This window comes from Massilia sp. IC2-477 (genome assembly GCF_020707265.1).
In the GTDB taxonomy this organism is placed as follows: Bacteria; Pseudomonadota; Gammaproteobacteria; order Burkholderiales; family Burkholderiaceae_D; genus Telluria.
On sequence record NZ_JAJFEQ010000005.1, the window covers coordinates 145,227 to 157,516 of the forward strand.

Sequence of the window (12,290 nt, forward strand, 5' to 3'; positions counted from 1 at the left end):
AAGAATGCGTCTGACCAGGAACAAACTGAAGCTGCTGAACCCCGCCATCCAGTCTGCGGTGGCCCTGCTCGTCCTCTCGGGCGGCAACGTGGTCCATGCCCAGGAGGCGACCGGCGCCCCACCGGTGGCGAGCGCCGAAGAAGGCGTCAACAAGGTGGTGGTGACCGCCCGCCGGCGCGAAGAAACCCTGCAGGACGTTCCGGTCTCGGTCACCGCGTTCAGCGCCGACCAGCTGTCGAAGACCGCGACGCCGGACATTACGGCACTCGCACTGGCCCTGCCAAATACCACCCTGAAGTCCTCGCGCGCCACCAACTCGACCCTGACCGCCTTCATCCGCGGCGTCGGCCAGGCCGACCCGCTGGCCGGCTTCGAGTCCGGCGTCGGCATCTACATCGACGACATCTACCTGGCGCGCCCACAGGCCGCCGTCGCCGACATCTACGACGTCGAACGCATCGAAGTACTGCGCGGCCCCCAGGGCACGCTGTACGGCCGCAACACCATCGGCGGCGCCGTCAAGTACGTGACCCGCAAGCTGGCGCCGCAACCTGACGCGCGCATCCGTGCCACTGTTGGCGAATACGGCCAGGCCGAGGTCGTTGCCACCGCCAGCACTCCGGTGTCGGAAACGGCACGCATCGGCGGCACCATCGCCCGCTTCAATCGCGACGGCTTCGGCAAGAACCTGACCACCGGCGGCGACAACTACGACAAGGATGTCAGCGCAGCGCGCCTGTCGGCCGAATTCACCCCGACCCCGGACCTGTTCATCCGCATCGCCGGCGACTACACCCAGGACGATTCCAGCCCGAGGAACGGTCACCGCCTGACCGTCGGCCGCACCAGCGGCGCCCCGATCCTGAGCAACGTCTTCGACACCCGCGCCAACCTGATGCGCGCCCTGAACCACGACCAGCAAGTGAAGGCGCACGGTGTCTCGGCCACGGTCGAATACCAGATGAACAGCGACTGGTCCTTCAAGTCGATCACGGCTTCGCGCAAGGACAAATCGTACGCGCCGATCGATTTCGACTCGCTGGCGGTGGTCGACATGGAAGTGCCTGCCCTGTACACCAACAAGCAGTTCAGCCAGGAATTCAACCTGACCTATACCGGGGACCGTCTCCAGGGCGTGGCCGGCGTCTACTACATCGACGCCAACGCCTTCAACAAGTTCGACACCATCCTCGGCGGCGCCGTGCCGACCTCGACCTACACCATGGGCGACGTCGACACCAAGGCCTGGGCCATCTACGCCGACGGCAGCTACAACGTCACCGATGCGTTCAGCGTGTCGCTGGGCGGACGCTATACTGTCGACAAGCGCGAAGCCGAAGTGCTGCGCCAGATCTACCTGGGCGCCAACGGCAGCCCCGGCCTGGGCAATGCAGGCGCCGTACTGTTCCGCACCGACACCGACCTGCGTGGCGGCCAGCTCAAGCGCGAGGACAAGAAGTTCACCCCGCGCATCGCCCTGAACTACAAGATCAACCCCGACCACAACGTGTACGCGTCCTACTCCGAAGGCTTCAAGGGCGGCGGCTTCGATCCGCGCCTGAACGTCGTCGGCACCCGCATCCCGCTGTCGGTGGCGCGCGCCGGCTACGCCCCCGAGACCATCGAGACCTATGAGCTGGGCCTGAAGTCGGCCTTCAACGGCGGCCGCATCACCACCAACGCCGCGGTCTTCTTCAGCGACTACCAGGACGTTCAAATCCCGGGTTCGGTGGCGATCGACACCAACGGCGACGGCCGCGACGACAGCTTCGCCGGCGTGACCACCAACGCCGGCAAGGCCAAGATCAAGGGTGCGGAGCTGGAAGCCATCGCCAACATCACCCCGAACTTCATGATCGCGGGCATGTACAGCTATATCGACGCAGAGTACAAGGAATATTTCGCGGGCGGCGTCAACGTGGCCGCCCAGCGCACCTTCCAGAATACCCCGCGCAACTCGGCCAACCTGCGCTTCAACTACGACATTCCGATGGCGATCGCCGGCTACTCCGGCAAATGGTCGCTGATCGGCAGCGCCTCGTACAAGGGCGCGACCGCCCAGTTCGAGACGGCGTCCGCGCTGGACCAGGAATCGTACAAGCTGTATGACGCGAGCATCGTATGGACCCGCCTCGATGGCAAGGTCCGCGCCGGGCTGCATGGCAAGAACCTGAGCGACAAGCATTACCGCACCGGTGGCTACCTGTTCCCGACCCTGGGCAACGAAGGTACCCTGACCGCGTTCTACGGCAATCCGCGCCAGATCTCGGCAACGCTCGAGTACCGCTTCTAAGCCCGTAACGGGTACCCTGGCAGTACCGCCTGGCCGGCGCCCCCGATGCGCTGGCCGGGACGGGTGCAGCCTATTGACACGGCTCCGGCCGACCAGAACGACTCACAGGATGACAGCCAGCGTGTCCACTTTTACTGCAATCCGCTACACGAGCAGCGATGGGCTGGCGCTGTATGCACGCGACTATCCCGCGACCGTCGATGCCGGCGCAGATGCCAAGGTGACGGCCAGGCTGCCCGTCATCTGCATCCACGGCCTGACGCGCAATTCTGCCGACTTTGACGAACTGGCGCCGCTCGTCGCCGCCATGGGCCGGCGCGTGATCGCGGTCGACGTGCGCGGCCGCGGCCACTCGGCGCGCGATCCCAACCCCGCCAACTACAACCCGATGGTCTATGCCGGCGACATCATCAGGCTGATGGAGGCGCTGGGCCTGGCCCGCGCCGTGTTCGTCGGCACTTCGATGGGCGGCCTGATCACCATGACCCTGGCGGCGCGCCGTCTCGACCTGATCGCCGCCGCCGTCCTGAACGACGTCGGCCCGGTGCTGTCGGTGCGCGGTCTGCAGCGCATCGCCGGCTATGCGGGCCGCTGCAACGAACTCGCGAACTGGGACGACGCCGCCGCCTACCTGCGCGACATCAATGCCTGCGCCTTCCCCGACAACTCGGACGAGGAATGGGGCAAGTGGGCGCGCCGCGCGTTTGAACAGAAGGATGACGGCCAGCTGGCGCTGCGTTACGATCCGAATATCGCGACCGCGATCCAGACCGGCAAACTGCGTCCGACCTCGCTGGCCGCGCGCATGGCCTTCCGCCGGCTGGCGCGGCGCCGTCCCACCCTGCTGGTGCGCGGCGCGCTGTCCGACCTGGTCGAACCCGAACAGGCCAGCTGGATGCGCAAGGCGGCGCCGGAACTGCAGTACGCGGAAGTACCGAACGTCGGCCACGCGCCCATGCTCACCGAGCCGGAGGCGCTTGGCGCGATCCGCACCTTCCTGGCCAAGCTACCGTAAAGAGAATCACAAGGAGACCGACATGAATCACCTGATCAAACCGCTGTCCATCGCCATCATGGCGGCGTTCGCAGCGAGCGCCGCGCCCGGCGTGTACGCACAGGGCAAAGACATCAAGATCGCCCTCATCGCCGGCAAGACCGGCCCGCTCGAGGCCTATGCCAAGGAAACCGAGACCGGCTTCATGATGGGCCTCGAATACCTCACTGGCGGCACCATGCAGATCAACGGCCGCAAGATCAAGGTGATCGTCAAGGACGACCAGTCCAAGCCGGACCTGGGCCGCACCCTGCTGGCCGAAGCCTACGGCGACGACAAGGTCGATATCGCGGTCGGCACCACCTCCTCCGGCTCGGCGATCGCCATGCTGCCGGTGGCGAAGGAATACAAGAAAGTGCTGATCGTCGAGCCGGCCGTGGCCGATGCCATCACCCAGGAAAAGTGGAACAAGTACGTCTTCCGCACCGCGCGCAGCTCGATGCAGGACGCGCTGGCCGCCGCCAGCACCTTCAAGAGCGGCAGCATCGGCTTCCTGACCCAGGACTACGCGTTCGGCCGCGACGCCATCGAAGCCGGCAAGGAAGCACTCAAGACCACAGGCAGCAAGGCTGTCGTGGTGCACGAGGAATACGCGCCCGCCAACGCCACCGATTTCACCGCGCCGGCCCAGCGCCTGTTCGACAAGCTGAAGGACAAGCCGCAGCCGCGCGTGCTGCAGATCGTCTGGGCCGGGCCCAACCCGCTGAACAAGATCGCCGACATGAAGCCGGAACGCTTCGGCATCGCGCTGGCGCCGGGCGGCAACATCCTGCCTGTGATGAAGACCTGGAAGAATTTCGCCGGCACCGAAGGGACCATCTATTACTACTACGGCTTCCCGAAGAACAAGATGAACGACTGGCTGGTGGCCGAACACAGCAAGCGCTTCAAGATGCCGCCCGACATGTTCACCGCCGGCGGAATGGCGGCCGCCGGCGCGGTGCATGCGGCGCTGACGAAGGCGCCGAACGCGAAGAACGGCGACGAGCTGGTGGCGGCGATGGAAGGCCTGAGCTTCCAGACCCCGAAAGGCACCATGAACTTCCGCAAGGAAGACCACCAGGCCATCCAGCCGATGTACCACTTCCGCATCAAGAAAGACCAGAAGAACGAATGGGACCTGCTGGAACTGGTGCGCGAGATCCCGGCATCCGAGCTGCCGCTGCCGGTGAAGAACAAGCGCTGACATGACCGCCCCAGCTTCGCAGCCCTCCCTGTCCACCCGCGACCTGACGATCCGCTTCGGCGGCCACGTCGCGGTCAACGGGGTCACGGCAGACTTCTACCCCGGCACCCTGACCGTCATCGTCGGTCCCAACGGCGCCGGCAAGACCACCTACTTCAACCTGGTGTCGGGCCAGCTGCCCGCCAGCTCGGGCAGCGTGTTCGTGAACGGCCAGGACGTCACCAGGGCTGGCGCGGCGCGCCGCACCCGACTGGGGATCGGACGCGCCTTCCAGCTGACCAACCTGTTCCCGCACCTGAGCGTGATCGAGAACGTGCGCCTGGCGGTGCAGAGCCGCGCCGGCCTGGGGCTGAACTTCCTGTCGATCTGGTCGAGCCACCGCGAACTGATCGCCCGCGCCGAGCATTACCTGGAACGCGTGGACCTGATGAAACGCCGCGACGCCTATGTGGGCACCCTGTCGCACGGCGACCAGCGCAAGCTGGAAGTGGCGATCCTGCTCGCGCTGGAGCCGGGCATCATGATGTTCGACGAACCGACCGCCGGCATGAGCGTCGACGAGGTCCCGGTGGTGCTGGACCTGATCCACGCGGTGAAACGGGATTCCAACAAGACCGTGCTGCTGGTCGAGCACAAGATGGACGTGGTGCGCGCCCTGGCGGACCGCATCATCGTGCTGCACAACGGCACCCTGGTCGCGGACGGCAATCCGCAGGAAGTCATGCAATCGAAGATCGTACAGGAAGCTTATCTTGGAACACCAGAATCTGCACACGCCGCCCATGCCTGAGCCGCTCCTGACGCTCAAGGGCGTTCACACCCACATCGGCCAGTACCACATCCTGCAGGGCGTGGACCTGGCCGTGCCGCGCGGCGCCCTAGCGGTCCTGCTGGGCCGCAATGGCGCCGGCAAGACCACCACGCTGCGCACCATCATGGGCCTGTGGAAGGCCAGCGCCGGTGTCATCATGTTCGAGGGCCGCGACATCAGCAAGATGGCCACGCCCGACATCGCCCGCCTCGGTATCGCCTACGTCCCGGAAAGCATGGCGGTGTTCTCGGACCTGACCGTGCGCGAGAACCTGTACCTGGCGGCCCGCAGCGGTCCGCTGGACGCCGCACGCGTGGACTGGATCTGCGGCTTCTTCCCGGCCCTGAAAAAGTTCTGGAACTACCCGGCGGGCAACCTGTCCGGCGGCCAGAAGCAGATGGTGGCGATCGCCCGTGCGATCGTCGAGCCAAGGAAGCTGCTGCTGGTCGACGAGCCGACCAAGGGCCTGGCGCCCGCCATCGTCCAGAGCCTGATGGCGGCCTTCCGCGAACTGAAGGACACCAGCACCACCATCCTGCTGGTCGAGCAGAACTTCAACTTCGTGCGCTCCCTCGGCGACACCGTCAGCGTCATGGACGACGGCCGCGTGGTGCACGCGGGCTCGATGGCGGCACTGGCCGGCGACGAGGAACTGCAGCAGCGCCTGCTCGGCCTGTCGCTCGACTCACATCAATAGGACGCACCATGAGCGCAACTCTTCCCCTCCCGGCCAAGGACACGCCACTACCCAGTGCGCCGCGCGACATCGCGCCGCTGCTGCTGGTGCCGGTGCTGATGCTGGCCATGCTCCCGCTGGTCGGCAGCTTCCCCACCTGGGTCACCCTGACCGTCGCCGGCCTGGCGATGGGCATGATGATCTTCATCATGGCGAGTGGCCTGACCCTCGTCTTCGGCCTGATGAGCGTGCTGAACTTCGGCCACGGCGCCTTCGTGTCGGTCGGCGCCTTTTCCGCCACCATGGTCCTGATTCCGATGCGCGGCTGGCTCGAGATGGATTCGCTGCTGGTCAACCTCGGCGTGCTGGCGCTGGCCGTCACGGTCGCGATGCTGGTCACCGCCGTCATCGGCTGGGCCTTCGAGCGCGTGATCATCATGCCGGTCTATGGCCAGCACCTGAAGCAGATCCTGATTACCATGGGCGGCATGATCGTGGCCGAACAGCTGATCCACGTGATCTGGGGCGCCGAGACCATCGCCCTGCCGCTGCCCACCGCGCTGCGCGGCGCCATCTTCCTGGGTGACGCCGCCATCGAGAAATACCGCCTGGTGGCGGTGGTGGTGGGCCTGGTGGTGTTCGTCGGGATGTTCCTGACGCTGAACCGCACCAAGATCGGCCTCTTGATCCGCGCCGGGGTCGAGAACGGCGAGATGGTGGAAAGCCTGGGCTACCGCATCAAGCGCCTGTTCGTCACCGTGTTCGCGGCAGGCTCCGCCCTGGCCGGCCTGGGCGGCGTGCTGTGGGGCCTGTACAAGGAAACCCTGAACGCGGCCATGGGCGGCGAGATCATGGTCATGATCTTCATCGTCATCATCATCGGCGGCCTGGGTTCCGTGGGCGGCTGCTTCATCGGGGCCCTGCTGATGGCGCTCGTGGCCAACTATGCCGGCTTCCTGGCGCCGAAGGTGGCGCTGGTCTCGAACATCATCCTGATGATCGCGATCCTGCTGTGGCGCCCAGCCGGCCTGTATTCGAAGATGCGAGGTTGAACCCGATGCTGCACCGACTCCTATCCGGCGACATGCCGCGCAGCCGCGTCCTCTCCGCCGTGCTGCTCCTGATCCTGCTGGGACTGGCCTTCGCGCCCTTCCTGACCACGGGCGCGCGTCCGCTCAACACCGCCGCCACGATCTGCGTCTACATCGTGCTGGTGGCTTCCTACGACCTGCTGCTGGGCTACACGGGCATCGTCTCGTTTGCCCACACCATGTTCTACGGCATCGGCGCCTATGGCATCGGCCTCGGCCTGGCGCGCGTCGACGAACCGACCTGGACCGCGGCGCTGGGCGGCCTCGGCGTCGCCCTGCTGGTAGCGCTGCTGCTCGCCCTGGTGGTCGGCCTGTTCGCCCTGCGCGTGCGCGCCATCTTCTACGCCATGATCACGCTGGCGGTGGCGTCGTCCTTCGCCGTGCTGGCCTCGCAGCTGTCGGACTTCACCGGTGGCGAAGACGGCATCACCTTCAGCGTGCCGGAAGTGCTCTCGCCTGGCTTCACGCTGGTGGAGAACGAAGTATTCGGGCGCTCGATCGACGGCAAGCTGCTCACCTATTACCTGGTGTTCTTCGGCTGCCTCGTGCTGTTCCTGTTCCTGCTGCGCCTCGTGAACTCGCCCTTCGGCCGGGTGCTGCAGGCGATCCGCGAGAACGAGTTCCGCGCCGAGGCGCTGGGCTACCGCACCGTGGTCTACCGCATCTGGGCCAACTGCCTGGCCGCGCTGGTGGCCGCCCTGGCGGGCGCCCTGATGGCCCTGTGGCTGCGCTATGTCGGGCCCAAGACCTCGCTCGGCTTCGAGGTGATGACCGATATCCTCCTGATCGTCGTCATCGGCGGCATGGGCACCATGTACGGCGCGGTGGTGGGCGCGGCCCTGTTCATCATCGCCCAGAACTACCTGAAGGAACTGATGGGGGCCGGCTCCAGCGCGCTCGAAGGCGTGCCGGTGCTGGCGGCGGCGCTGCACCCGGACCGCTGGATGCTGTGGCTGGGGGTGCTGTTCATCCTGTCGATTTACTTTTTCCCGATCGGGATCGTCGGCAAGCTGAGGTTGCGCAGCTTGCTCTCGCGCCAAAAATAAGCGGGCGCCCTGCCCGCCTTGCGCACCGCAGCACCACGGCCTCCCACGCGGAGGCCGTTTCACTTCCGCTCGATTCAGTTCCCTCCCAACCCTTGAGCCAGGCCGCGCCCGCGCGCCATCGCATTGAATAAACATCAATGCGTGTTATCTCCTTGCTCATACCATAAAAACAACTATGGCCTCGTCGTCAGCCAGCGCGAGCGGAACACCATTCATCTGGCTCAGTCTGAAAGGGGAATCATGAAACGACTTGCTAAGCCAAGCCGGGAGAATTCCATGCCCAGCCTCAAATCCATGCTCTTCCTGCCATTCGTCGCGCTCTGCCTGCCGGCCTGCGCAGCGCAAACTGCCGCTCCCGCCTCGCCTGCCCAGGGCCAGGGGATGGTCGTCGTGCGCGATCCCCAGACCGGCGAGCTGCGCACCCCCACTCCCGACGAGATGCGCACCCTGCAGCCGCCCACCGCGGCAGCCAGAATGGCGCCGGTCCAGCCCAAGATGGTCACCGGGCCGGGCGGGCGCCGCTCGGTGCAACTGGGCGAGCGCCACATGGTGTATTCGGTCGTGAACCGCGACAGCGAAGGCAAGCTCGTGGAACAGTGTGTCAACGGCCACGACGCCGCCGGCCAGGCGGTCACCCCACCGGCGGGAAGCAAGGCCAAGCCGGCGACCAAGCACGAGGAGCACAGCCATGAACGCCATTGAATCGCTGCGCCGGATTGCTGCGGCCCTGGCCTTCACGCTGGGCGCCGCCGGCGCCGCCCAGGCCGACGCTACCATCACCATCGTCAACCAGAATGCCCCGGGCGTGGGGTTCAACGACCCGACGCCGGTCAAGCCCATCGGCGGCAACAGGGGCCGCACGCTCGGCGAACAACGCCTGATCGCCTTCCAGCATGCCGCCAACATCTGGGGCAGGACCCTCGACAGCACCGTCCCGGTCCGCATCGGCGCCGCATTCGTACCGCTGGCCTGCACGGCCAGCGGCGCCGTGCTGGGCTCGGCGGGCGCCTACGAGATCTGGACCGATTTCCCCAACGCCCCGCGCGCCAACACCTGGTATCCGGCGGCGCTGGCCAGCAAGCTGGCCAGAGCCGACCTGACGACGCCAACTGACCCGCACATCATCGCGCGCTTCAACTCCCGCCTCGGCCTGTTCCCCGACTGCCTCCCCGGTACCGGCTTCTACCTGGGCCTGGACAACCGCGCCGGCGACCAGATCGACCTGGTCACGGTACTGCTGCACGAGATGGCGCACGGGCTCGGCTTCCAGACCTTCACCGACGACGAGACTGGCCAGCTATTCTTCGGCATCCCCTCGGTGTGGGATTACCATCTGGTCGACAACCGCAACAACACGCCCTGGGTGGCCCTGACCGACGCCCAGCGCGCCGCCTCGGCCATCACCTGGCGCGGCCTGTCCTGGGACGGCCCGAACGTCAACGCTGCGGTGCCGCAGGTGCTGGGGCCACGTACCAACCTCAACATCGGCGGCGCCAACGCGGGCAGCGCCGCGGGCAATTACTTCGTGGGCGATGCCTCGTTCGGATCGCCTGCCGGCAGGCGCACGGTGAGCGGCCAGCTGATGCAGGTGATCGACCAGGCCAACGGAACGGGCCTGGCCTGCTCGCCGCTCAGCGCCGACAACGTGAAAGCGGTGCGCAACAATATCGCACTCGTGGACCGCGGCAACTGCGATTTCGTGACCAAGGCGCGCAACGTGCAGGCTGCCGGCGCAATCGGCATGGTGGTGGTCGACAATGTCCCGGGCGAGGTCGCCGGCCTGAGCGGCACCGACCTGAGCATCCGGATCCCGTCCGTGCGCATCACCCTGGCCGACGGCAACACCATCAAGGCCGTGCTCAAGAAATGTTCATGCAACACCTCCGGCGTCATCGCCACGATTGGCCCGGATCGCACGCGCCTGGCCGGCACCGACGAGCAGAGACGCATCCTGATGTACACGCCGAGCACCAACGTGCCTGGCTCCTCGGTATCGCACTACACCACCGAGGCCACGCCGAACCAGCTGATGGAACCGTCCATCAATTCCGACCTGCGGCACGCGGTCAAGCCGCCGCGCGACCTGACCTTCCCGCTGCTGCGCGATATCGGCTGGTAAGCCAGCGTTGATCGTCCCCGGGCAGGCGCGATCCGCCTGCCCAAGAAAAAAGCCGGCGTCCCCACGAGGGACGCCGGCTTCTTCAGAAATGCGTTCCGGGTTCCGGACTTATTCCTGGCCCTTGCGCTTGAACGCTTCGACGCCGCTGGTGATCTCGGCCTTGGCCGCTTCCGCATCGGCCCAGCCTTCGATCTTGACCCACTTGCCCGGCTCGAGGTCCTTGTAGTGCTCGAAGAAGTGCTGGATCTGCTTCAGGCGCAGCTCTTCCAGGTCTTCCAGCTTCTGGATCTTCTTGTACATCGGCAGCACCTTCTCGACCGGCACTGCGATGACCTTGGCGTCGCCGCCGCCGTCATCGGTCATCTTCAGCACGCCCAGCGCGCGGCAGCGCACCACCACGCCCGGCGGCAGCGGGAACGGGGTGATCACGAGCACGTCGCAAGGATCGCCATCGTCGGCGATGGTTTGCGGCACATAGCCGTAGTTGCACGGATAGTGCATGGCGGTACCCATGAAGCGGTCGACGAAGATCGCGCCGCTGTCCTTGTCGACCTCGTACTTGACCGGGTCGGCGTTCATCGGGATCTCGATGATGACGTTGAAGTCGTTCGGCACGTCTTTGCCGGCTGGGACGTTATTCAGGCTCATGGAATTCCTTGGTTGCTGAAGTTTCAATAAAGTGCGTCATTATAGCGAAAGCGGCAAGCGGGTGGCGCATCGCGGAATCCGAGTACCCGTAGGGTGGGCGGCTCCACCATACGGGTTGATGAGCCGGGTTGGTGGATGCCGCCCACCGTACTCCAAACACCCGCTAAATCAGAGAATACTGGCCAGCGCGCACTGCCGGTAATGGTTCGCCGCTTCCTGCTCCTGCCCCAGCGCTTCGTGCATCTGGGCCAGTTTCAGGTGGGCTTCACGCACCATCGACGCTTCGGTCGCGTCCGACAGGGCCTGCTCCAGGTAGCGCTGGGCCTTGCCCCAAAGCTTTTGCTTGAGGCACAGCGAACCGAGGGTCAGCGCCAGCTCGGCGTCCAGCGGACGCTCCTTGAGCCAGCTTTCGCAGCGCTCGATCTGGACCAGCAGGGTCGGCGAGCCGGCCGGGCCGGCCGCTTCGCGGTAGGCGCGCACCACGCAATCGTCCCAGTTGGCCTTGAGCGCCTCCTCGGCAATGAGCCGCGCCTCGTCGTGCAGGCCGCAGGCATTGAAGGCGTTCGCCGCACGCGCCGCGATGAAGGGCACGCTGCGGTCGGCCTGGGGCACGCCGGCCCACACGCGGCGCAGCGATTCGGCATCGTGGCCGGGCGCGCCCAGCAAGGCTTCATAAGCCAGTTCGCGCAGCCGGCTCGACAGCGCAGGATGCAGGGCCTTGCGCTTGTCCAGGATGCGCACCAGGCGCAGCACTTCCGGCCAGTTACGCGCCTGCTGGTGCGCCTTCATCGACCATTGCAGCGCATGGATGTGGCGCTGGCCGCTGGCGTTCAGCTCGGCTACCGCTTCCAGCGCGGCTTCCGGCTGGTGGTCGTCCACCAGCAGTTCGGTCACCGTCATCAGGCGCGCCGTCTTGAGAGAGGTGTCGTGCACGATGCCGGCGAGCCAGGCGTCGCGCCGCGCGGGCTCGCGCATGCGGTGCGCGGCCCGCGCGCCGATCAGGGCGGCCAGGCCGGCGTTTTCCGGCAGCTCGGCGGCGCGCATGGCGGCCTTTTCGGCGTGGCCGAAGCGCCCTTCGAACAAGGCCTTGAGCGCGTCGCGCAAGCCCTTGTTGCCGTCGCGTTCGCGCTTGCGCTGGCGGTAGGCGGCCACGCGCTCGGGCATCTTCAGTGTCGATTTCACTGCCCGCACCAGGCCGTACATCAGCATGAACAGCAGCGCCAGCAGCACCACGAACAGGTTGAGCGACATGTCGAGCCGGTGCGGCGGATAGAACAGCACCACGTTGCCCGGGTTGAAGCGCGCCGTCACGGCGATGCCGATGGCCGCGGCCATCAGGGCGACTAACCAGAGAAGGAGCCGCATC

11 protein-coding genes are annotated in these 12,290 nt (G+C 66.2%); 9 read left to right on the forward strand and 2 right to left on the reverse strand.

The features are described 5' to 3' along the window. The first annotated feature begins 4 nt into the window (after positions 1-4). The 9 genes from LK542_RS11905 (at position 5) to LK542_RS11945 (ending at position 10,276) form a co-directional block, all read left to right on the forward strand. Positions 5-2,293: a TonB-dependent receptor gene (locus tag LK542_RS11905; RefSeq protein WP_227800814.1), complete on the forward strand. Its 2,289-nt coding sequence runs from the start codon at positions 5-7 to the stop codon at positions 2,291-2,293. 121 nt (positions 2,294-2,414) lie between these two features. Further along, a complete protein-coding gene (locus LK542_RS11910; protein ID WP_227812072.1) occupies positions 2,415-3,308 on the forward strand; it encodes an alpha/beta fold hydrolase in 894 nt (297 codons plus the stop codon). A 22-nt stretch (positions 3,309-3,330) separates the two neighbouring features. Further along, positions 3,331-4,533, forward strand: coding sequence for a substrate-binding domain-containing protein (locus tag LK542_RS11915; RefSeq protein ID WP_227812073.1), 1,203 nt, complete (start codon positions 3,331-3,333; stop codon positions 4,531-4,533). Between the two features lies 1 nt (position 4,534). Beyond that, entirely contained in the window at positions 4,535-5,323 is a 789-nt protein-coding gene (locus LK542_RS11920; RefSeq protein WP_227812074.1) for an ABC transporter ATP-binding protein, read from the forward strand. Next, positions 5,316-6,041: an ABC transporter ATP-binding protein gene (locus tag LK542_RS11925; protein WP_227812075.1), complete on the forward strand. Its 726-nt coding sequence runs from the start codon at positions 5,316-5,318 to the stop codon at positions 6,039-6,041. Before LK542_RS11920 ends, LK542_RS11925 begins: the two co-directional genes overlap by 8 nt. 8 nt (positions 6,042-6,049) lie before the next feature. Beyond that, complete coding sequence (locus LK542_RS11930; RefSeq protein ID WP_227812076.1) at positions 6,050-7,072, forward strand: branched-chain amino acid ABC transporter permease; 1,023 nt, start codon at positions 6,050-6,052, stop codon at positions 7,070-7,072. Positions 7,073-7,077: 5 nt separating this feature from the next. Next, complete coding sequence (locus tag LK542_RS11935; protein ID WP_227812077.1) at positions 7,078-8,157, forward strand: branched-chain amino acid ABC transporter permease; 1,080 nt, start codon at positions 7,078-7,080, stop codon at positions 8,155-8,157. Between the two features lie 276 nt (positions 8,158-8,433). Further along, positions 8,434-8,859 carry a post-PEP-CTERM-1 domain-containing protein gene (locus LK542_RS11940; protein WP_227812078.1) on the forward strand — a complete coding sequence of 142 codons (426 nt, stop codon included), beginning with the start codon at positions 8,434-8,436 and terminating at the stop codon, positions 8,857-8,859. Continuing rightward, a complete protein-coding gene (locus LK542_RS11945) occupies positions 8,846-10,276 on the forward strand; it encodes a PA domain-containing protein (protein WP_227812079.1) in 1,431 nt (476 codons plus the stop codon). The genes LK542_RS11940 and LK542_RS11945 overlap by 14 nt, the downstream gene beginning before the upstream one ends. A gap of 108 nt (positions 10,277-10,384) precedes the next feature. Here the strand turns inward: LK542_RS11945 and ppa are convergent, their stop codons facing one another. Together ppa and LK542_RS11955 are read right to left on the reverse strand one after the other, a co-directional pair. Continuing rightward, complete coding sequence (gene ppa, locus LK542_RS11950; protein WP_227800805.1) at positions 10,385-10,924, reverse strand: inorganic diphosphatase; 540 nt, start codon at positions 10,922-10,924, stop codon at positions 10,385-10,387. 168 nt (positions 10,925-11,092) lie between these two features. After that, positions 11,093-12,289, reverse strand: a complete 1,197-nt coding sequence (locus LK542_RS11955; RefSeq protein WP_227800804.1) for a heme biosynthesis protein HemY — start codon at positions 12,287-12,289, stop codon at positions 11,093-11,095. Position 12,290 lies beyond the last annotated feature (1 nt).

Excerpts from the sequence above, each read along its gene's own strand:
- LK542_RS11925 (WP_227812075.1), top strand. The coding sequence starts at position 5,316 with ATGCCTGAGCCGCTCCTGACGCTCAAGGGCGTTCACACCCACATCGGC.
- LK542_RS11940 (WP_227812078.1), top strand. The coding sequence starts at position 8,434 with ATGCCCAGCCTCAAATCCATGCTCTTCCTGCCATTCGTCGCGCTCTGC.
- ppa (WP_227800805.1), bottom strand. The coding sequence starts at position 10,924 with ATGAGCCTGAATAACGTCCCAGCCGGCAAAGACGTGCCGAACGACTTC.
- LK542_RS11955 (WP_227800804.1), bottom strand. The coding sequence starts at position 12,289 with ATGCGGCTCCTTCTCTGGTTAGTCGCCCTGATGGCCGCGGCCATCGGC.
- LK542_RS11920 (WP_227812074.1), top strand. The coding sequence starts at position 4,535 with ATGACCGCCCCAGCTTCGCAGCCCTCCCTGTCCACCCGCGACCTGACG.
- LK542_RS11930 (WP_227812076.1), top strand. The coding sequence starts at position 6,050 with ATGAGCGCAACTCTTCCCCTCCCGGCCAAGGACACGCCACTACCCAGT.
- LK542_RS11915 (WP_227812073.1), top strand. The coding sequence starts at position 3,331 with ATGAATCACCTGATCAAACCGCTGTCCATCGCCATCATGGCGGCGTTC.
- LK542_RS11935 (WP_227812077.1), top strand. The coding sequence starts at position 7,078 with ATGCTGCACCGACTCCTATCCGGCGACATGCCGCGCAGCCGCGTCCTC.
- LK542_RS11905 (WP_227800814.1), top strand. The coding sequence starts at position 5 with ATGCGTCTGACCAGGAACAAACTGAAGCTGCTGAACCCCGCCATCCAG.
- LK542_RS11945 (WP_227812079.1), top strand. The coding sequence starts at position 8,846 with ATGAACGCCATTGAATCGCTGCGCCGGATTGCTGCGGCCCTGGCCTTC.